Raw genomic sequence first — 19398 nt, forward strand, 5'->3', positions numbered from 1 at the left:
TTGAATAGCGGAACATTTTCCGATGCTACCTATTTCGACTGGTCGGAATACGACTCAGTAAACCAGCGTGAAGCACGCGGTTCTGCTGTTGTTTCTCCGAAGCGTACACGCCGTCGTCGCGGAACACACTCGACGGCGTGTAAGTGTGCTGATCCTAAATATCTTCGACCTGCGAACTTTAACCAGCTCCCGAAAGTACTTCGGGACGGGTATCATCGTGCCCAGAAACGTCGTTTCTCGCGGCATCCGTATTTCGTGCATATGCGCACGAATGCTGGCCGTGAGCGCGATTTCCGACAGGAACGCCAGCATCTCCTCGATGCACTGGCCGTTCTGGTGGTCAGCGGTTGCGACATTGCCACGTTTAACGTTGCCCTCAACAGTTCACAGATATGCAAGGCGTTAAGTCCCAAAGATTCCCGGGGTGAGGTAATACCTGGTGAAGAGGTCACGCCTTCCCGCGTTTGTCGCGCACTCGATCTGTTAGAAAATTACGGCCTTATCGAGCCGTACATGCGTCGCCTGGACCCGTACACAAAAACATACCTCCCGCGTCATGTCACTTTAACAGAGCAGTTTTTCAAGCTCCTCCAGGTCAATCTCGATCTGCTGTACAAAGAGCGGGAAGAACGTCTGCGCGCGCTGGCTGAGGGGATTCTTGCCCCTGGCGAAGTGATGTCCGTAAAAGCGGCCCGACAGCGCTTCTTTGACGAGAAAGTGGCGCAGGCCCTGAAGGTTCGCCGCGAGCGAGCGATAGAACAGAAGCGCCTTTCCAGAATTGCGCGTTCTACCCGGCTCGATGACCGGCAGTTCCAGATTGCAGCCTGGCTGATCAACACGCGGCCGGAAGTCTCAGGCATGACTCCGGATGATTTCGAGTTGCTGGTCTACCATTACCTGCGTCAGATCAAGCTCAATTTTGACGCTGAGCCACCAGGCTAACTTAACTTTCACTCCTTGTTTTTCCTCTACCGCCGCTGGCGGTTTTTGTGCTTCCCCGCGTTTAAAAACTGGCTGAAAAACCATCAATAAAGCCTGCCGTTACGACACGCATTACCGGCGAAAAACCCCCTGATGATGCAACCTGGTCATGTCCCTGTAGTTATGCACAAATATCCGCAAACATAGAGGACTTCTTACCGGCAATGACTGGAAGTGTTACCCGCAAGTTTTTCTTAATCTTCTGGTAGCCCTGGGCTCTTTCTTACCAACGAACGCTTACGCGCCTTTGCCCTTTTAAACATTCAATTAAAAACGGATCTTATTCAGTCCCGCTTTCCTGTGGAAAACGGGGATAATGTCCGCCCTTGCAGCGGACTACGTCCGCGCCGGTTCGGAAACAGCAAATGTACCTCCCGCCACTACGCGGCGGGCATCAGTCAGAAGTAAATAGTTACAACATCCAAAATATTTACGCAAAGACGTGAACCGTGCACACCTGAACCATCACAGCCCCTCCCCACCACTGAAAAGCGAGGCCGCCCCGGCCCAAAGGGCCGGAACAACATCGCTTTTAATGCTGGATGATGTAACTAAACATTTGAGTGGCTGCCAGTAACATCGCGGCAGGTTCTCAATACAGCCCCCGGGCACCGGCCTTGCCGGCGCCACGGCTCCGGAAATCACGCGCTGTACGTCGCAAGCGCCGTACAGCCCGCTCACCGGAGTTAAAAGGGCTTAATGAAACCACATCATAGCTATAAGCGGGTTATGGCTTAGCAGGGCGAAGGGATTGATTGGTGGAACCTATCAACAGCGTAACCGGCTGCGCCGGGCTACGGCGCCATTAACAACCGTGCTCTGGTCAACTTCTGAGGGCGCCTCTATGCGCCTTTGGCGCATTCCCGGAATGCCTGCGCGCTGCTCGGCATTCTTAACCCGAATATTGAAGCAGCATTTCCGGCTACGCCGGGTCTCGGCGCCACTCACCATCAGTATTCTGTTTACCACCTGCTGGCGCCTCCATGCCGCCTGGCGGCATTCGTGACCACAGCTTATGCTCAGCAGTAGAAATACTGACGTTAAGCCTCTGTCGTAGTATATTTTCGCGATTATCCTTAGCTACGCTAAGGCTGGCCGGACGTGATCAGGACTAATATGACCATCAGGGAAAGCATATGAGCGATGAACCGGGAAGAGGTAAATTTGTCGATCAGGCAGCAGAAGCCAGGCCTTCTGTCTGGCGCAGAACAGCTGGCTGGATACGTGACGAGATTCTCCATTCTCTGGGACGGCCCGCCCGCCTGGAGGGTGCGATTGCTTCCGGGCAGCTAATTCCCTGTCCGATCATCGCCCCTGTCGACACGTTCTGGACACGGTCGGTGGTCTACTGGCAGGACTGGCTGTCTTTTTCTCTGTCATCATTTCATTCCCGTCCCTGGACGATCGACTACCGCAAACCGGGCTACCAGCGCCGGCTCGAAAGCCATTCACTTGCTGTTCCTGAGGTTCAGCAACTGATTAGAAAAGAAAATATCCCTCATTTTTCATGCGATATCACAGATATTCGGGGGATTTCGGCCTCGAAATCTATGGATCATGATATCCTGGACATCGATGAGTTTCCTGTACTGAGATGCCGTGAGCTGGCTGAACCTGTGACTGAAGAGCACCTGCGAAAAAATATGCGTCACTGGGAATTACGGCTCGACCGGATGCTGTTTGCTGAATATCCGTGGGCAGAGCGGAGACTCTACTGGCTGAACGACGGTGGCTCACACCATTTTGGCGCTGCCCGTTATCAGGCATGCCGCCTGGGCATTGCGGTTCCGCTTACCGGCAGACTCTGTCGCTACGGTGTAAACTTGCCGATGATCTCCGCTATACGTCAGCAATGGCATCTGTTTGCTATTCCGGCAGATGAACTCTTCGGCAGCTTTTTCGACGCCATGAATGCCTTTGAATGCCCGTTTGGTAATTCCGGTTTGCCGCGTCACATGCATGTTACGGATAAGTCAGGAGTTGCTCTCAAACTGGTCTGGCTTGAACGTGGCCATCCCAGAGCCAGTGCTGTAGCTGATGTACTTTCAGCTGCAGGCTTTCCTGATTTCGGTAAGCAGCTCCAGCAGCTGGCCAAAGAACCTTCACCACGTTAAATAAGCCTGATTTATTTTCTCTGACTTATGTGATTAATGCTAATGTATGCGTACATTAGCATTAATGATGCATTTAATCCCCTGCGCCTTTCTGCCTGTTCTGATTTTTCCGGTAGTCCTGCTTCACTCTCCCGATATTCTTCAGAACTGTCTGCCAGTGGTCGTCTGCCTGCTGCCGGTAGCGTTCGGCAACGGCAGCAATAATGTCAGGATCACTGTCATGGCTGCGGTGCATGCGTCCCTTCTGGCCAAAGATATCAACAATAATATTCTGGCTGCCCTGCCTGTCGAAAAGATGAGCGCACAGGCGCTTTACAACCAGCGGAGTATAGTCCAGCCCGGCTTCATCAGCGATCCGGAAGAAGAAGTACAGCATCTCATACGTTTTGTAGCGCTTGACGGCCGCACTGAGTCTGGCGGCCCGTTGTGGTGCTTCCCAGGTGTCATCCCTGTAGTTACGCAGTTCTGCCTGGTAGTCGGATTCCAGGTCTTCCTCTGTATACCGGTGGTGCCGAAAAAAGTATTCCCTGGCCCGTTCGACGACTGATTCATCCTGCGGCATGTCTGTCTCCGGTTAATGCTAACGTATGCGTACATTAGCATTAATATCAGTACCCGGCAAGGGGAGTGGCGTGCATCGTACCTGTGGTGCATCCCTCCCTGGCTCCGGACATGCTATGCCGGCAATTCTACCGGCGGTGCGCTGTCCTGGTGTCCTTTTCGCTACCCTGTCACATCTTTAATTTGTTTGTTAGTTAGTTTATTTGTTAGTTTGTTTATGTATAATGTGAGCATACCCCTTTATGCGGAGACTGACAGATGCGTCCGGCGACATACGAACCAGAACAAATTATTGAAGCAGGGCTGGCCCTGCAGGCTGAAGGACGGAATATCACCGGGTTCGCACTGCGTAACCAGGTCGGTGGCGGCAATCCGACACGTCTCCGCCAGATATGGGACGAATACCAGGCATCACAGAGCACGGTCGTCACTGAACCCGTTGCCGAGCTGCCTGTGGAAGTGGCTGAAGAAGTGAAGGCCGTCTCCGCCGCGCTGTCCGAACGCATCACCCAGCTGGCGACCGAACTGAATGACAAGGCTGTCCAGGTTGCAGAACGCCGGGTTGCGGAAGTCACGCGTGCTGCCGGTGAACAGACCGCACAGGCAGAGCGGGAGCTGGCCGACGCCGCGCAGACGGTCGACGACCTGGAAGAAAAACTGGATGAACTGCAGGACGGATATGACCGGCTGACGCTGGCGCTGGAATCAGAACGTTCACAGCGTCAGCAGCAGGATGTGGAGATGGCCCAGCTGAAAGAGCGTCTTGCGGCCGCTGAAGAGAATGCCCGACAGCGGGAGGAGCGGTATCAGGAGCAGAAGACAGTGCTGCAGGATGCGCTTAATGCGGAGCAGGCCCAGCACAAAAATACGCGGGAAGACCTGCAGAAACGACTGGAGCAAATTTCTGCCGAAGCGAATGCGCGTACAGAAGAACTGAAGTCTGAACGCGATAAAGTTAATACTCTCCTTACCCGCCTGGAATCGCAGGAAAACGCGCTGGCCTCAGAACGTCAGCAGCATCAGGCCACCCGCGATACGCTGCAGCAGCGCCTCGAGCAGGCCGTCGCCGATGCACAGGCGCGCGCCGGTGAGCTTGCGCTTGAACGTGACAGAGTCAGCAGCCTCACCGCAAGGCTGGAATCGCAGGAAAAGGCCTCCTCGGAGCAACTGGTCCGTATGGGCAGCGAAATAGCCAGTCTGACAGACCGCTGCACGCAGCTGGAAAACCAGCGTGATGATGCCCGTCTGGAGACGATGGGGGAGAAAGAAACGGTCGCGGCACTGCGTGGTGAGGCTGAAGCCCTGAAGCGTCAGAACCAGTCACTGATAGCGGCGCTTTCAGGCAATAAACAGACAGGTGGCCAGAATGCGTGATGATGACAATTCAGCCGCCTGTGATGAAACGTCCCGGGCGGAGGATAAATGCTACACCAAAGGGCGGCTGAGGGATGAATTCAGGATGAAGCCAGCCCCCGGTGCTGAACCGGTCAGAATGTACAAAAGTCCTTACGGCGGGAAATACGGCGTATGGCGGCTGGCTGACTGTGTCCCGATGCGGGCGAAACGCCCTCAGACAGAAAAACAGCGGCTGGCCAGCACACGTCTGGGCCTGCAGGCCCGGATGAAGAGTGAGCGTGGCAGGTTCGCCATGCTGGCACATACCTGGTTAGCGCTGGACCCCGTCTTCCTCGATACCGAAACGACCGGACTTGATGCCGGCGCGCAGGCGCTGGAAATCGGTCTGGTGGATGCCCGCGGTGAGAGGATATTTGATACCCGCCTGAAACCCACTGTCGGCATCGATCCGACAGCAGCTGCAGTACACGGTATCAGTGACGATGATCTGGTCAGTGCGCCATCCTGGCCCGATATTGCGCAGCAGCTGCAGCACCATATCGGCTGGCGCCCGCTGGTTATTTTCAATGCTGATTTTGATACGCGGATTCTGAAGCAGACAGCGGCAGCGCATAACGACCCTGCCAGCTGGCTGGACTCTCTGACGGTGTACTGCGCCATGCGGCTCGCTGCGGGTTATTACGGACCCACCAATCGTTACGGTACCATATCGCTTTCCGGTGCTGTCAGTCAGGCTGGCCTGAGCTGGATCGGGGTGGCTCATTCCGCCGTCACTGACGCCGTTATGACGGCTCGGGTGGTAAACAATATTGCCGGATACTGGCGTGATCTCCAGTGTGAAATGAATGATGACGCAGGAAGTGAGCCAGCATAGTGCTGCTCTCTGGCTGGTCAGACAGCTGCAGGAATTAATTCAGGAGTCTGGAATGGAAAATATGATGAAAACTATGCGTGAGCATTTCCCCGCGCGAACAGTGGTGATCGAACAGTCTCTGGATATGTTTGGTATCAAACGAAATGAGGACGGGACGTTACTCTTCCCCCGTCACTCCGACAAACGTTTTCCCGTTGCACGTATCCGTAAGCGACTGGCGGCTTATGGCTGGCGAGGAGAACGCCTGAATAAGGAGGTGGCGCGCATCGTCGCGGGCCCTGATATCCTCCCTGACCGGAGGGAATACAGCATTATTTTCCCTTACGGATGGGAGAAGAAGCAACTGACGCGTGAGATGCGGAGGATGTTTCCTCGTAAGACTGGCCGACGTGTGCTGATTATGCTCGATGAATTACATCAGTTTATTGACTCACGGGAGAAGCAGTGACGCTGACAGAAAAATCAGGCCATCTGGCATGGTGCGCCCTGGTGGCGCTTGCGCTGGCCAGACAGAACGGCGATGTGCTGTCACCGGCACAGGAAAATCTCTTTCTCACCCGATGGCTGGCGACCGAGCTAAAGCAACGGCGTTTTTCTCGTGATGTGACGCCCGATATTGAGTGGCTTTTGAAACAGGGACGTCAGATGGGCGTCAGTGCGAAGCTGGCCAGCAAGCTGAGTTACCTCTGGCGTTCCTGCACCGGTGAGTTGTCCGAGCAGAACGACCTGTTCCGGCTGACGTATGCTCTGGAAACAGCGAAAGATATGCACTGGAACTACCGTCTGCTGAGCGATCGGGAATGGTTAGGCCGGAATGCTGTGGTGCCCAGTCCGGGCGTGAACGGCATTTATCTCTCACGGGCCAACCTCGATGTCGCTTTTGACGACAGTGGCCAACAGATAAATCCGCTGACAGCACGTCTGACGGGTAACGTAGCGGGGGTGATGAAGGTGTTTAATCGCTGTGGCTGGCAGGCAGAGCCTGACTCTGGTACCTCCCTGCCCCACCAGTATTCGCTGATGGCCGGACAGGGAGTGCCAGGAAAGGGGGATTAGTGGCGGATCTGCGCCAGGTCGTCTTCAGTCAGACCGGTCATTTTCATGACGGTATTACGGTCAATACCGTTCTGCAGCATGGAGCGGGCAACTTCGAGTTTGCCTTCATTGCGGCCTTTTTCAATACCGCGTTGTTCACCTAACTGCAGGCCCTTCTCGATGCCAATCTGTTCAAGCTGTTGTGCGATGGTCATCAGTTCATCCTCGTGTTGCGGCAGACGCTCTGCCAGCGCCCGCATAAATTCAGGTGCAGGCGCTTCGCCTGCATTTACCATATAGTTTATCAGAACGCGCACCTGTTCGGGGGAAATCCATTCCACCATCACCCGGGGTAACCTGTCCAGCAGTTCCATCATGTCCCGCTGGCGAATGTGTTTCATCAGCAGGGTCAGTGCGGCCATTCGTCGGTGGTTCATTATCTCATCATCATCGATGACGGTGACATCAACCAGTGGGAATCCTGTCGAGTATACCTTTCCGGCCTGCTCCGGGTTACTGAAACAATCCAGCCAGTTCGTGGAGAACGGATACGGACTCCGGCTGCCGTGGTAAAACAGTACCGGGATGACCAGCGGGAGTTTTTTATGACCCGCTTCAAGATGACGTTGCATGGCGGCGACAGCGTAGCGGAGCTGGCGAAGGCCTTCACGTACGCCCTGAACCAGTGGCCGGCACTGACGAACTATGCAGAAGACGGCTGGGCCGAAGCCGATAACAACATCGCTGAAAATGCGCTGCGGATGGTCAGTCTGGGTCGTAAAAACTGGTTGTTCTTCGGCTCGGACCACGGTGGTGAGTGTGGAGCGTTGCTATACAGTCTGATCGGTACATGCAAACTGAATGGAGTGGATCCAGAAAGCTACCTCCGTCACGTGCTGGACGTCATAGCTGACTGGCCGATCAATCGGGTGAATGAACTGCTCCCCTGGCGCGTAGCACTGCCAACTGAATAACACATCCCCGTCAATACGGTTCTCGCTGGACGCTTACGCTCGTCAGATAGGGTGATGGTTTTCTCTCGTAGGTGATTACGGTCGATACCATTCTCCAGCATGGCACGAAATGATATTAAAAAAAACGCTCCCTATCGGGAGCGTAAGCCAGTGACTTCGGCGTCAAATGAGGGTCTGACAAGTGGAGCTGCGGGTTAATTCTGGGTGATCTGACTGCGATGCTTATCAGCCTGCTGCTGGTGAACAACGGAAGACTGACCATTATTCGCCTTCTCATGCACAACAGCGGCTTTTTCATGTTCGTTCATTTCAGAAAATGACTTTGCTGTTTCGTTGGTGGCTCCTGATTTTCCTTTCATCATTTTTTTATGCATTTCCGCCATGCCCTGGTGGGCAGAAGCGTTGCCGTTTTGCATCATTTCATGGGACATTGCAGCCTGATCGTGCCCGCTCATATCCATCATCGTCATACTGTCTCCCTGAATAGCGCTTTTTTCAGCGGTTGACTGCATCTGATGAGCAGGCGCCTGGGCATTATTTACCTGGTCATGCATGTTCATTGTCTCTGCAGCCATGGCGGTTGAAGTGACAGCCATAATGGCAACAAATGATACAAGGATCTTTTTCATGGTTGGGTCTCCGGTGTTTTCATACCCAAACAATCAACGGCTTATGACAGAGAAAGCATTTGATCTCAGGGCGGGTTATTCATCACTCCAGGAACCAGGTGATTGCGTTATCACCCTGCTCCTGATTTATGAATGATTATAAAAAACCGCATCTGTTTATCGCGTGACTGGATGATGACAATTTTGTCACCTTCCAGGTTTCTCCTGAATAACGGGATTAATCCATTAACAGGCGCACTTTGAACACAATTTCCCGCCCCTGCTGTTCTGCTGACAGCTCGCCGCCGTGAGCATGAATGATTGACCTTGTAATTGATAATCCCAGCCCCGCGCCTTCCGTGTTGTGGAACCTTGATGAGTCTGCGCGATAGAACCGGTCAAACAAACGTTCAAGATTAGCGGGAACCGGGCCAGACATGGTATTCGTAATCATCACGTTCACACAGTCACTGTCACGCTCAAGGCGTATCGCTGTACAGGTGTTATCGGGAGAATACTTGATTGCATTGGAAAGCAGGTTACTGAAAGCACGGCGCAGCATATCGCTGTCTCCGGCAACAACGCCCTCTCCTTCAACCGTGATTGTCTTTCCTGTCTCGTCTGCCAGGGGCTCGAATAACTCACGTAATTCATTCAGTTCGGCGGCCAGATCCACATCATGTTTATCCAGCTGCAGCAGACCATGCTCTGAACGTGCCAGAAAAAGCATGTCACTGGTCATTCGGGACAGCCTTTTCAGTTCTTCCAGGTTAGCGAATAAAATTTCGCGGTAATGCGAAACATCCCTTTCCTTAGCCAGTGCAAACTGCGTCTGCATCATCAGATTACTGACCGGTGTGCGCAGCTCATGCGCGATGTCAGACGAGAAATCTGACAGTTTCCGGAATGAACCCTCCAGGCGATCGAACATGTTATTGAATTCCTGCATGGTCTCAGAGATTTCCGGCGGAGCCAGATCGGGATTAAGACGCTGATCCAGGCTGTGTACGGTCATGGAGGAAGCCAGACTGGTCATTTCCCGTAACGGTTTCAGACCAATACGTGTGGTCAGCCAGCCCAGAAAAACAGAAATAAAGACCAGACCGATATTGAACCAGAACAGCCAGGTACTGAGCTTATCCATGAACAGGGTGTGATACCCGGTATCCGTGGCAACCGTAATGATGAAATGTTTGCTTTTACCCTGTTCCGGCGTCACGGCAACCCGCCGCGAGATACTGCGGTACACGGTGTTATTTTCTTCCGTCTGGATCATATAGTCGAGAATATCCCCCGACTTATTAAGCAGGATCGCTGGAACAACATAATTTTTGGCATACAGTTCCACAATTTTTTCATTTTCCATGTTTTTTATAGAAATGAATAAACCGTTGTGCCCCACCATCGCATCGTTTATTTTTTCTGATAATGACTTAATATCCGTTTTGTTCCGGAATGTCTCTGTTTTGAGAAATTCTTCGGTAAGCTGAAGTTTACCTGTCAGAAAATCACGGTCCTGATTATCGAAATAGCCATTAAGGGTGCTAATCAGGATAAAACTTGATAACCACCATACCGTAAGCATCACTGCAGAAAAAATCAGGCTCAGGCGTGTGGTCAGGGAAATTTTGTACCTCACTCTTCTCTGATCTCCAGGACATATCCGGCACCGCGAACGGTATGGATCAGTTTTGGTTCAAAGTCATCATCAATTTTACTTCTCAGACGTCTCACGGCGACATCAATCACATTCGTATCACTGTCAAAGTTCATATTCCAGACCAGGGACGAGATAAGACTCCTGGGTAACACTTCTCCGGTGCGTTGCAGCAGCAACTCAAGCAGAACGTATTCTTTACCGGTGAGATGGATCTTCTTCCCCGAACGGATCACGGTCCGGCGCACCATATCAACGGTCATATCGGCGATGGTGCAAACCGTTGCGGCCTGCGAGCGTGCCCGCCGCAGTAAGGTTCTTACACGTGCAACCAGCTCCGTAAAATCGAAGGGCTTAATCAGGTAGTCATCTGCACCAAGCTCCAGTCCTTTCACTTTGTCCCGCACGTTGTCTTTTGCGGTTAAAAACAGGACCGGTTCTTCGTGCCCGGACTCCCTCAGTGCGCTGATGATTTGCCACCCGTCGAGGAAAGGCAGCATCACGTCCAGTATTATCAAATCATACTGTCCCTTCGACGCGGCCCCGAGACCATCGCGGCCATTATTAAAGAGATCGGCCTGATAGCCTTCCTCAACCAGTCCCTGCTGAAGGTAACGACCTGTTTTTTGTTCGTCTTCAACGATTAGAATACGCTGCATGGTCAACTCGCTGATATGAATGTAAAAATCTCACGCGTGAGCGTTGGTTGTCCCTTAGCTGACCTGAGACGGAGCAAGCATTCCGAGCCACGCTACGGCGCCCAGAATGATAATCGCAACAACGAATTCGGTCAGGATGCTGTTTCGCATCAGGGCAACGCTGCGATCATAATTCCCTTCCCTGACCATAACTTCAAGCCGGGGACCCAGGTGAAACCGGTTTGCTGCAGCCAGAAGAAGCATCAGAACAAACAGAGCCGTCTTAGCAAGCAATATTCCCCCCCAGGAGCTGTTGAATAAAGGGGTTAAGTTACCCTCAGCAATATACAGATAGTTGACCATCGCACTCAGGATCAGGGCTACAACAATCACCGTACCTGCCGTGGCAAATTTTGCCAGGGAGTCAGATATCACAATGACGCTCTGTGCATTATGCGCGTTTCTGCGCATCAGCAGGATAGCAAATGCAACCAGAGCACCTGTCCAGGCACCTGCAGCGCCGAGATGAGTCAGATCGCTCAGTAAATGGAGATAGTAATGCAGACCATCATGCATGACGGCGTGTCCTCCCCAGGCCAGTGTAGCCAGCGCCGCGCCCCCACTCATCGTCATCAGCAGGCAGGACAATAGTCTTTTGTTAGTGTAAAGGAACAAAGCACCGAGTGTGGTAAACAGGGCACAGAGCCTGACAATCCAGCTAATACCTACATCAGTTTCTTCTATAACCATCTCGATGATATGGAGGGATAATTCCCTGAGATCAGTTACTCCGCTCATGGCATTAGATACCAGGAGCATATTAATACCAGTAAGAATGATGCCTGCAATAACAGCAAAGGTTATAAACGACCTGAAATTAGTCAGGTTATACGTTTCATGTCTGACACCGCTTAATCCATATATCTGAAAAAATGGCAATCCAAATATTACCATCAAATCAATATAAAGAAAAAAACGAATAACAATCATAATCAGGTCGTTCATAATATTACTTCACTGTAAAGGTGTAATTACCGGTAATAGGGTGCGTATCTGAAGAAACTGCGCGCCAGTCAACACGATAAGTGCCAGCGGGCAAAGGTTCTCGCGGAATAATGACCATCGATTTAGGGTCAGCGCCTGGTGCCACTTTTGCCGCGACCGGCATTGGAGAATGTGATGACATACCTTTCATACCCGTCATCGTTAATTTTGCACCTGAGAATTTCACGGTCAGATCTTCCGAGAAATTAAGCTGAATCTTATCCGGGGCCGCTACGGCTGAATCAGCCTGTGGCACAGAGCTTTTTAATTCAGGATGGGCCATAGCAGAAAAAGCGACACCCATCACCAGGCCACCTGTAAGAATGGCTTTATGTAAAATCGACATATTATTTACCTGTTTAGTTTAGTGTTTTAAGTCAACGCATTAAAACCAGATTCTGGCACCCGCCAGGAATACTACCTGATGGTCTTTCTCACCCTCTCTTTTCGCCATATCGGACGTTTTCCCGTAAAGCTGATTCCAGGAGACGCCTATATAGGGTGCAAACTCACGGCGTATTTCGTAGCGCAGCCGAAGGCCCAGCTCTGTGTCAGCTAATCCCCTGCCGCGTCCCCGCGATTCATCATCCTGACTGTAGAGATTTACCTCATAGGATGGCTGGAGTATGAGCCGGTTAGTCAGTAAAACATCGTATTCTCCTCCCAGACGGAGGGCTGCTTTTCCGTCATTACTGACAAAAGCCGTAATTTCAGACTCAAAATTATAGAGCGCGAGCCCCTGAAAACCGACAGCAGCCCAGGTCTGGGCTGAAGCAGGTCTGAAATCCTGTCTGACTCCCGCAACCAAATCCCACCAGGGGCCAACCGCATGCCCCCAGAGTAGCTGGGCTTCTGCCGTCTCCGTTTTCCCCCCGCTTCGTTCGCCTTCACTCTTTAGCCAGAGCCGGTCAGTGTCGCCTCCAATCCAGCTGTTAACACTCCAGCTGAAATTGTTGGTGTTATCCGACCGTTGCCATTCCAGTTGATCCAGCAAGACCAGATAATTAATCGGACTGTCGTGAATCGCATGCCCCGGTAAATTGCCGAATGCAGCCTTCCGGTCGGCATCGGTAACAGGCGGAATTGGCGTTCTGCTCTCAGTTACAATGGGCTCCATGGACGTCATCTCAGTGAAATTCTCATCTACCGGCATCTGCATGGAAGACATGTCGTGCCCGGCGTGGGGATCTGCAGAGACGGAGCCCGCCGCAATAGAAAGCTGTGAGGTAAACAAACCAGCGACCAGAACAGGTATGGCCTTAAAACTTATCTTCATTCGCATCATTCCTCCACCCGGACTTCACGAAACATTCCCATTTCCATGTGATAGAGCAAATGGCAGTGATACGCCCAGCGGCCAAGCGCATCTGCTGTCACTCTGTAACTGCGTTTTGTACCAGGGGGAATATCTATTGTGTGTTTACGAACCATGAAATTACCGTTTTCATCTTCCAGATCGCTCCACATACCATGCAGGTGAATGGGGTGAGTCATCATGGTATCGTTGACCAGCGTGATCCTGAGTCGCTCACCGTATTTCAGCAGCACCGGTACGGCATCTGAAAACTTGATTCCGTTAAATGACCAGGCAAACTTTTCCATGTGACCGGTTAAATGCAGTTCTATGGTGCGGCCAGGTTCACGTCCGTCAGGATCCTCAAAGCGGCTTTTCAAATCCGCGTACGTGAGAACCTTTCTTCCGTTATTTCGAAGACCAATACCAGGATCGTTTAATTTCGGAGAGACGTTCATCGCCTGCATATCAACCAGTGGGTTACCCGTTTCTGACGCAGGATGACTTTGCATACCCGGCATTCCGGCCATCTGGGAATGATCCATACCGGTCATGCTGCTGTGATCCATGGGCGCGGAGGATGTCCCGCTATCCGCAAGGTCAGCGCCGTCCATGGACATCATCTCTCCGCTGTTATCCATGCCTCCCATCTGGCTGTGGTCCATTCCTGCCATATCATGTCCCATTCCTCCCATACCCATATCTTCCATGGTCAACAGAGGACGGGGATCGAGGGCGGGAACGGCAGCACTTAACCCCTCTCTCGTGGCCAGGGTCCCCCGAGCGTAGCCGGTCCTGTCCATGGATTGTGCGAAGACGGTATAGGCCTCACCCTGAGGCTCCACAATGACATCATAGGTTTCGGCAACGGCAATCCTGAATTCGTCAACGGTAACCGGGTTTACATACTGGCCATCTGCAGCCACGACCGTCATTTTCAGCCCGGGGATGCGGATATCGAAATAGGTCATTGCCGAGCCGTTGATAAACCGTAAGCGTATCTTTTCACCGGGACGGAACAGCCCGGTCCAGTTTTTCAGCGGGGCCTGCCCGTTCATGAGATAGGTGTAGGTGTAGCCACTGACATCCGCGAGGTCAGTTGGATTCATTTTCATTTCAGCCCACATTTTCCGATCGGCAATAGTGGCTGACAGCCCCCTGGTATTCACGTCGCGGAAAAAAGAGCCAACGGTTGGTTTATTGAAATTGTAGTAATCCGACTGTTTTTTTAATTTTTTCAGCAGGCTGTGAGGATTTTCATCGGTCCAGTCAGACAACATGACCACGTGCTCACGATCGTAAGCAAACGGTTCCGGCTCCCTGGCATCGATGATAATGGCACCGTATACCCCCTCCTGTTCCTGCAGACCAGAATGGCTGTGGTACCAGTAAGTCCCGTTCTGCTTAACCTTAAAGGTGTAAACGTAGGTATCATCAGGCGCTATGCCCCTAAAACTCAGCCCCGGAACACCATCCATATTGGCTGGAAGAATAATGCCGTGCCAGTGAATGGACGTCTGTTCCTTAAGACGGTTTTTGACCTTCAGGGTAATGGTGTCACCTTCTTTCCAGCGAAGAACGGGCCCCGGCAGGCCTCCGTTGATTGTTTTGGCCTGACGCTCACTGCCCGTGATATTGACGGCCGTTTCACCAATGGTCAGGTCAAACTGAGTACCCTGCAGGGATGCGGCAACTGGCAGGCTCAGACTGGAACGCGCATTGAAACTCCATACGCCAAGACTTCCGGCTACGCCAGAGAGGGTTAACCCCTTCAGGAAAGTTCGTCGAGACGTTTTCAACAGCATGCGCGTTCCCTTATTTAAAGTATGGTTAATAACAAAATTCGAGAACCGATTTAAATTAAATTTCTGGTTCATCCTCTTACAATGAAATGAAGCTAGCACACCTTAAGAAACAAATTCATTACAATCGTGTAATGTACGTGGCTGTATTACATTTACGTCATCTTACCCACAGGTTGATTATTTTTATATATGATCGTGATGACATCTTTTATGTATCTCAGAAGGTAATTACACATGAATATATTAATCACAACCACTGCGTTTACAGCTTTATTTTGTGGGGCGGCTTTTGCTAATTCCAGTGGTATTGCCCATGAAGCACATCGATTCGTGAATAATGCCTCAGCCGTCAGTCATGTGAATTCCTCGACGCATGAAAACTTGCCGGGCAGGATTAATAAAAACAGCACGTCATCATTCTCTAAAATGAATGAACATGAAAGGGCCATTGTTGCGCATTCATTTATGAACAACAGCGCGTCCTATGCACATCAAAAAATGATTGAGGAACATAAAAAAATGCTGTCCGGGAGTGATGCAAATTCAGAGACCTCATCTTCTTCTTTTAACGAACTGAATGCCGGAGAGAAAGCCGCCCTCGTGCATGAGCAGGTCAATAATGCCGGTGCGGAAGCTCATCAGACGCAGGCAAGAAAGCTTCGCGGCCTGTATTCGTCCAGGTAACGGCAGGCGGGTTAGTGCTTAGCGTCAGGTGCGCAGCAGGGCTTCACTGACGGGTTACGTCGCAGGACATGAGCCTCATATTGCTCTGCCGTAACCTGTTTCAGACCCGTTAATCATCATCGTCGGGCTGGTCATACAGTTCCCAGAGCTGCAGGAGCAAACGGGAAACAAGATATGTTACAAAAATGACGACCATCAACGGTGCTCCCGATTAACTGACAGATGACACGCCTCCTGAAAACCCCTAGCATACGCCGCAGTGTTCATGCTAACGGCGAATTCCAGTAAATGTATTCTACCGATGTCGTAAAAGAAAATGCTTACCTTTCAGCCACCCGCTCGGGGCTGGAATCGAACGAGATCGCTATCCTTCAGCGCTCTTTGCCCTCCCGGTTTAATCTTCGGCATTTGAAAAAAAATGAATCATTAAAACTCGTACTGCAAAAGAAAGCGGGAAAATCACGTGTAGTGGCCTATAAATTTACGTCCGGTTCATTTAATTACACGGCGTATCGTATATCAGATAAAAAATTCTATAACCTTTCCGATACTTCCGGGAAAGGCAGTCTCGATTATCCGTTACCAGCCACAGCAAGACTCAGCTCGCCTTTTAATCCTGCAAGACTTAACCCGGTATCGGGAAAAGTGAGTCCCCATAATGGAATTGATTATTCCATGCCCATGAACACGAAAATAGTCAGCGTCATCGACGGAAAAATCACCCGGGCCGAATACAACAGTACCATGGGATATTTTGTTGAAGTAACGGGAAAAGCCGGTGTTAAAACTCGCTATCTCCACCTCAATAAAATTCTCGTTACTAAAGGGGCCTGGGTTACCCGGGGAGGCGCTATTGCGTTATCCGGTAACAGCGGACGTTCATCCGGTCCTCATCTGCATTACGAGCTGGTCATCAATAACAATCCTGTTAACTCACTGGCATTCCGGGCTGCGGCACCCGCTGATAACAAACTCGAACAGCATGCCTTTGCGCATGCCAGAGACTACGAACGATACCTGGACTGATAACGGGACCGCGACGCGGCCCCGTCTGCCGGATTAATTTTTTTTATCGTTTTCACTTCCGTGATGTTGATGATCTCCATGCCCTCCGTGGCCGTGGAAAAGATGCATTAGCGGGCAGACCAGCAATAACAGATATGGCCAGTAACCTGCCACATGTGACCAGTGTTCGCGCAGGAGGGCAAATGCCGCGATCGCGGCGACAGCAATAAGCGCATAGGTGGTACTTTTCATACTGGACTCCTTCTGTTCATAACAGACCCTTCACTCAGTGTTATTTCCCGAGCCTGACACTTTTCAGACGCAACGCATTCACAATGACGCTGACGGAAGAAAGAGCCATGGCCGCCGCCGCAATAACTGGTGACAGCAGTATTCCATACACAGGATAAAGCAGACCTGCAGCCACAGGCACACCAAATGCGTTGTAGATAAATGCAAAAAACAGATTCTGTCGGATATTTTTCATGGTGATCTCTGACAGATGACGGGCCCTGTTCAGTATCATCAGGTCGCCTTTGAGAAGGGTGACTCCGGCACTTTCAATTGCCACATCTGTACCCGTTCCCATGGCTATACCCACGTCAGCCTCTGCCAGCGCCGGGGCATCATTCACACCGTCTCCGGCCATCGCAACCACATGGCCAGACTCTTTCAGTCGGGTTATCACTGCTTTTTTGCCATCCGGCAGAATCCCGGCTTCAACCTCATCTATTCCCAGTTTCCGTGCGACTGCTTCAGCAGTAAGCCGGTTATCCCCGGTGAGCATAACAATGCGGATCCCCGCCTGACGCAAAGCTTTAAGCGCATCCGGCGTGGATGCTTTCACGGGATCCGAGATAGCTATCAGGCCTGCAAGGTCCCCGTCCGTGGCCACATAGATAACGGTAGCGCCTTCCATCCGCAGCGTATCCGCAACGGCCTTTTGATTATCAATAACGATACTGTTTTCCTGCATAGCCAGTTCATTACCAATAACAACCCGTTGACCTTCGACATCGCCTGAGACACCTTTACCCGACGGCGCATCGAAATGAGTGACTGCGGGTATTGCGATCCCCTTTTCCTGTGCTGCTTTAACTACTGCCATACCCAGCGGATGCTGCGAACCTTTTTCCACTGCGGCCGTTACACGCAAAAGAGATGTTTCCCCACCCGGACTGAGACTGATAATCCCTGTCACCGTAGGCGAACCTTCCGTGAGCGTGCCTGTTTTGTCAACAACCAGCGTGTCCACTTTTTCAAGACGCTCAAGGGCTTCAGCATTCTTGATTAACACCCCGGCCTGGGCTCCTTTGCCCACCCCCACCATTATCGACATCGGCGTGGCCAGCCCCAGCGCGCAGGGACAGGCAATAATCAGGACCGATACAGCCGCAATGAGACCGTGCGCCATCCTGGGCTCGGGGCCCCAGACAGACCAGATCACGAAAGCAACAACCGCGATAAGTATCACCAGAGGAACAAACCAGCCTGAAACGCTGTCAGCCATTCTCTGGATGGGGGCACGCGAACGCTGTGCATCAGCGACCATCTGAACAATTCGTGAGAGCATCGTTTCATCACCGACTTTCTCTGCACGGATGATAAGACTACCTGTCTGATTAATCGTCCCCCCAATGACAGGGTCACCCTCCGTTTTGGTAACCGGCATAGACTCCCCGGTCACCATCGACTCATCAACGGTTGTTTTGCCTTCGACCACGATACCGTCGACCGGAATACTCTCCCCGGGTCTGATGCGGAGCTTATCGCCAGGCAGGACATCTTCCGCATTAATATCCGTTTCATGACCGTCATGGTCCAGCCGCTTGGCGGTTTTGGGGGCAAGGTTCAGAAGCGCAGTAATGGCACCTGAGGTTTGTTCCCGTGCCCGCAGCTCAAGAACCTGTCCCAGCAGTACAAGCACCGTAATTACTGCCGCGGCTTCAAAATAAACGGCCACCAGGCCATCCATGTTTCTGAACGATGCAGGAAACCAGGAGGGGAAGACAGTTGCAATGACGCTGTAAACCCAGGCTACGCCGGTCCCCATAGCAACAAGGGTAAACATATTCAGGGAGCGGTTACGTAACGACATTCCGGCCCGGGCGAAAAATGGCCAGCCACACCACAACACGACAGGGGAGGCCAGAAGCAGCTGCAGCCATGTGTTGTACTGTGGCGATACTGTATTCCTCAAGGCGGGAAACAGATGAGATCCCATTTCGAGTATCAGAACCGGAAACGCCAGCAACAACCCCAGCCAGAAGCGTCTTGTCATGTCGCAAAGTTCATCACTCGGCCCCGTGGATGCCGTGGCTACGAGCGGTTCCAGTGCCATTCCACAGACAGGACAGCTTCCGGGACCACTGCGGCGTATCTCCGGGTGCATCGGACATGTCCACACACCTTCAGAAATATCGTTCTCCGCCTGATGGTGAGGCTGTTTTATCTGGTCTGGGCTGACTTCGTGGTGATGGTGATGGTAGGAATGTTCACTGGCCTCTTCGGTAAGATAGCGGTCGGGATGGGCTGTAAATTTACTCTCACAGCTGGCAGAGCAGAAATAAAGCTGATGGTCCTGGTATCGAATGCTGCTGTGCGCTTTGTCGGGCAGGAATGCCATCCCGCACACGGGATCTCTCACCTTATGCAATACGTGGCTCTCGTCCGGGGATAATGTCTGTTCAGAAGCAGTCTGGTTGTTGTGTTGCACTGCATTGTCATTTTTCACAGTAACTCTCCTTATGCATGCCTGAAGCATTTTC

Annotated in this window: 20 protein-coding genes and 2 pseudogenes; 10 read left to right on the forward strand and 12 right to left on the reverse strand. The window is 51.9% G+C overall.

What is annotated here, in order from left to right:
* The 3 genes from repA (at position 1) to JM656_RS21875 (ending at position 3095) form a co-directional block, all read left to right on the forward strand.
* A complete protein-coding gene (repA, locus tag JM656_RS21865; protein WP_149289525.1) occupies positions 1 to 942 on the forward strand; it encodes a plasmid replication initiator RepA in 942 nt (313 codons plus the stop codon).
* An 891-nt stretch (positions 943 to 1833) separates the two neighbouring features.
* On the forward strand, positions 1834 to 2010 hold the full coding sequence (locus JM656_RS21870; protein WP_203361370.1) for a hypothetical protein: 177 nt from the start codon (positions 1834 to 1836) through the stop codon (positions 2008 to 2010).
* A gap of 107 nt (positions 2011 to 2117) precedes the next feature.
* A complete protein-coding gene (locus tag JM656_RS21875) occupies positions 2118 to 3095 on the forward strand; it encodes a DUF6685 family protein (RefSeq protein ID WP_203361371.1) in 978 nt (325 codons plus the stop codon).
* Positions 3096 to 3168: 73 nt separating this feature from the next.
* On the opposite strand, the gene JM656_RS21880 is transcribed toward JM656_RS21875, so the two are convergent.
* Positions 3169 to 3657, reverse strand: coding sequence for a hypothetical protein (locus JM656_RS21880; RefSeq protein WP_058215253.1), 489 nt, complete (start codon positions 3655 to 3657; stop codon positions 3169 to 3171).
* Between the two features lie 257 nt (positions 3658 to 3914).
* On the opposite strand from JM656_RS21880, the gene JM656_RS21885 reads away from it, so the two are divergent.
* Positions 3915 to 5030, forward strand: coding sequence for a DNA-binding protein (locus tag JM656_RS21885; protein WP_203361372.1), 1116 nt, complete (start codon positions 3915 to 3917; stop codon positions 5028 to 5030).
* 195 nt (positions 5031 to 5225) lie between these two features.
* Here the strand turns inward: JM656_RS21885 and JM656_RS22415 are convergent.
* Positions 5226 to 5486, reverse strand: a pseudogene (locus tag JM656_RS22415) (hypothetical protein); the annotation flags it as partial.
* Here JM656_RS22415 and JM656_RS22420 point away from each other — a divergent pair.
* From JM656_RS22420 to JM656_RS21900, 3 genes are read left to right on the forward strand one after another with little or no spacing between them, the layout of a single operon-like run.
* On the forward strand, positions 5398 to 5886 hold the full coding sequence (locus tag JM656_RS22420; RefSeq protein ID WP_238929269.1) for a 3'-5' exonuclease: 489 nt from the start codon (positions 5398 to 5400) through the stop codon (positions 5884 to 5886). The pseudogene JM656_RS22415 and the gene JM656_RS22420 overlap by 89 nt on opposite strands.
* 52 nt (positions 5887 to 5938) lie before the next feature.
* The gene (locus JM656_RS21895; protein WP_094249408.1) at positions 5939 to 6334 is read left to right on the forward strand and encodes a hypothetical protein; all 396 of its coding nucleotides are present in this window, start codon (positions 5939 to 5941) and stop codon (positions 6332 to 6334) included.
* Positions 6331 to 6942 carry a DUF2913 family protein gene (locus JM656_RS21900; RefSeq protein ID WP_203361374.1) on the forward strand — a complete coding sequence of 204 codons (612 nt, stop codon included), beginning with the start codon at positions 6331 to 6333 and terminating at the stop codon, positions 6940 to 6942. Before JM656_RS21895 ends, JM656_RS21900 begins: the two co-directional genes overlap by 4 nt.
* Here the strand turns inward: JM656_RS21900 and JM656_RS21905 are convergent.
* Positions 6939 to 7580, reverse strand: a pseudogene (locus JM656_RS21905) (Rpn family recombination-promoting nuclease/putative transposase); the annotation flags it as partial. The gene JM656_RS21900 and the pseudogene JM656_RS21905 overlap by 4 nt on opposite strands.
* On the opposite strand from JM656_RS21905, the gene JM656_RS21910 reads away from it, so the two are divergent.
* On the forward strand, positions 7488 to 7895 hold the full coding sequence (locus JM656_RS21910; protein WP_238929270.1) for a transposase: 408 nt from the start codon (positions 7488 to 7490) through the stop codon (positions 7893 to 7895). The pseudogene JM656_RS21905 and the gene JM656_RS21910 sit on opposite strands and share 93 nt — an antisense overlap.
* Before the next feature lie 194 nt (positions 7896 to 8089).
* Here JM656_RS21910 and JM656_RS21915 read toward each other — a convergent pair whose 3' ends face one another.
* From JM656_RS21915 to pcoA, 7 genes are all read right to left on the reverse strand, one after another.
* The gene (locus JM656_RS21915) at positions 8090 to 8524 is read right to left on the reverse strand and encodes a copper-binding protein (RefSeq protein WP_203361388.1); all 435 of its coding nucleotides are present in this window, start codon (positions 8522 to 8524) and stop codon (positions 8090 to 8092) included.
* A gap of 217 nt (positions 8525 to 8741) precedes the next feature.
* Positions 8742 to 10142 (reverse strand): copper resistance membrane spanning protein PcoS, encoded by a 1401-nt coding sequence (pcoS, locus tag JM656_RS21920; RefSeq protein ID WP_203361375.1) that lies wholly within the window; start codon positions 10140 to 10142, stop codon positions 8742 to 8744.
* On the reverse strand, positions 10139 to 10819 hold the full coding sequence (gene pcoR, locus JM656_RS21925; protein WP_001188930.1) for a copper response regulator transcription factor PcoR: 681 nt from the start codon (positions 10817 to 10819) through the stop codon (positions 10139 to 10141). The genes pcoS and pcoR overlap by 4 nt, the downstream gene beginning before the upstream one ends.
* Before the next feature lie 54 nt (positions 10820 to 10873).
* Positions 10874 to 11752: a copper resistance inner membrane protein PcoD gene (pcoD, locus tag JM656_RS21930; RefSeq protein WP_370552340.1), complete on the reverse strand. Its 879-nt coding sequence runs from the start codon at positions 11750 to 11752 to the stop codon at positions 10874 to 10876.
* Between the two features lie 55 nt (positions 11753 to 11807).
* Positions 11808 to 12188, reverse strand: coding sequence for a copper resistance system metallochaperone PcoC (gene pcoC / locus JM656_RS21935; protein ID WP_032662224.1), 381 nt, complete (start codon positions 12186 to 12188; stop codon positions 11808 to 11810).
* 39 nt (positions 12189 to 12227) lie between these two features.
* Positions 12228 to 13118: a copper resistance outer membrane transporter PcoB gene (gene pcoB / locus JM656_RS21940; RefSeq protein ID WP_203361377.1), complete on the reverse strand. Its 891-nt coding sequence runs from the start codon at positions 13116 to 13118 to the stop codon at positions 12228 to 12230.
* A 5-nt stretch (positions 13119 to 13123) separates the two neighbouring features.
* The gene (gene pcoA / locus JM656_RS21945) at positions 13124 to 14941 is read right to left on the reverse strand and encodes a multicopper oxidase PcoA (protein ID WP_203361378.1); all 1818 of its coding nucleotides are present in this window, start codon (positions 14939 to 14941) and stop codon (positions 13124 to 13126) included.
* Between the two features lie 234 nt (positions 14942 to 15175).
* Between pcoA and JM656_RS21950 the strand changes: the two genes are divergently transcribed.
* Entirely contained in the window at positions 15176 to 15625 is a 450-nt protein-coding gene (locus JM656_RS21950; protein WP_203361379.1) for a copper resistance protein, read from the forward strand.
* A 288-nt stretch (positions 15626 to 15913) separates the two neighbouring features.
* On the forward strand, positions 15914 to 16651 hold the full coding sequence (locus JM656_RS21955) for a peptidoglycan DD-metalloendopeptidase family protein (protein WP_203361380.1): 738 nt from the start codon (positions 15914 to 15916) through the stop codon (positions 16649 to 16651).
* A 33-nt stretch (positions 16652 to 16684) separates the two neighbouring features.
* Here JM656_RS21955 and JM656_RS21960 read toward each other — a convergent pair whose 3' ends face one another.
* Together JM656_RS21960 and silP are read right to left on the reverse strand one after the other, a co-directional pair.
* Positions 16685 to 16882 (reverse strand): DUF2933 domain-containing protein, encoded by a 198-nt coding sequence (locus JM656_RS21960; RefSeq protein WP_000843494.1) that lies wholly within the window; start codon positions 16880 to 16882, stop codon positions 16685 to 16687.
* Between the two features lie 40 nt (positions 16883 to 16922).
* Complete coding sequence (gene silP, locus JM656_RS21965) at positions 16923 to 19394, reverse strand: Ag(+)-translocating P-type ATPase SilP (protein ID WP_203361381.1); 2472 nt, start codon at positions 19392 to 19394, stop codon at positions 16923 to 16925.
* Between the last annotated feature and the right edge of the window lie 4 nt (positions 19395 to 19398).

It is taken from the genome of Citrobacter sp. R56 (assembly GCF_016811995.1).
GTDB classification, from domain to species: domain Bacteria; phylum Pseudomonadota; class Gammaproteobacteria; order Enterobacterales; family Enterobacteriaceae; genus Citrobacter_D; species Citrobacter_D enshiensis.

Bases quoted from the DNA above. Each gene is read 5' to 3' on its own strand.
- JM656_RS21875 (WP_203361371.1), top strand. From the start codon at position 2,118: ATGAGCGATGAACCGGGAAGAGGTAAATTTGTCGATCAGGCAGCAGAA.
- JM656_RS21880 (WP_058215253.1), bottom strand. From the start codon at position 3,657: ATGCCGCAGGATGAATCAGTCGTCGAACGGGCCAGGGAATACTTTTTT.
- JM656_RS21885 (WP_203361372.1), top strand. From the start codon at position 3,915: ATGCGTCCGGCGACATACGAACCAGAACAAATTATTGAAGCAGGGCTG.
- JM656_RS21895 (WP_094249408.1), top strand. From the start codon at position 5,939: ATGGAAAATATGATGAAAACTATGCGTGAGCATTTCCCCGCGCGAACA.
- JM656_RS21915 (WP_203361388.1), bottom strand. From the start codon at position 8,524: ATGAAAAAGATCCTTGTATCATTTGTTGCCATTATGGCTGTCACTTCA.
- pcoR (WP_001188930.1), bottom strand. From the start codon at position 10,819: ATGCAGCGTATTCTAATCGTTGAAGACGAACAAAAAACAGGTCGTTAC.
- pcoD (WP_370552340.1), bottom strand. From the start codon at position 11,752: ATGGTAATATTTGGATTGCCATTTTTTCAGATATATGGATTAAGCGGT.
- pcoC (WP_032662224.1), bottom strand. From the start codon at position 12,188: ATGTCGATTTTACATAAAGCCATTCTTACAGGTGGCCTGGTGATGGGT.
- pcoB (WP_203361377.1), bottom strand. From the start codon at position 13,118: ATGAAGATAAGTTTTAAGGCCATACCTGTTCTGGTCGCTGGTTTGTTT.
- pcoA (WP_203361378.1), bottom strand. From the start codon at position 14,941: ATGCTGTTGAAAACGTCTCGACGAACTTTCCTGAAGGGGTTAACCCTC.
- JM656_RS21950 (WP_203361379.1), top strand. From the start codon at position 15,176: ATGAATATATTAATCACAACCACTGCGTTTACAGCTTTATTTTGTGGG.
- JM656_RS21955 (WP_203361380.1), top strand. From the start codon at position 15,914: ATGTATTCTACCGATGTCGTAAAAGAAAATGCTTACCTTTCAGCCACC.
- JM656_RS21960 (WP_000843494.1), bottom strand. From the start codon at position 16,882: ATGAAAAGTACCACCTATGCGCTTATTGCTGTCGCCGCGATCGCGGCA.
- silP (WP_203361381.1), bottom strand. From the start codon at position 19,394: ATGCTTCAGGCATGCATAAGGAGAGTTACTGTGAAAAATGACAATGCA.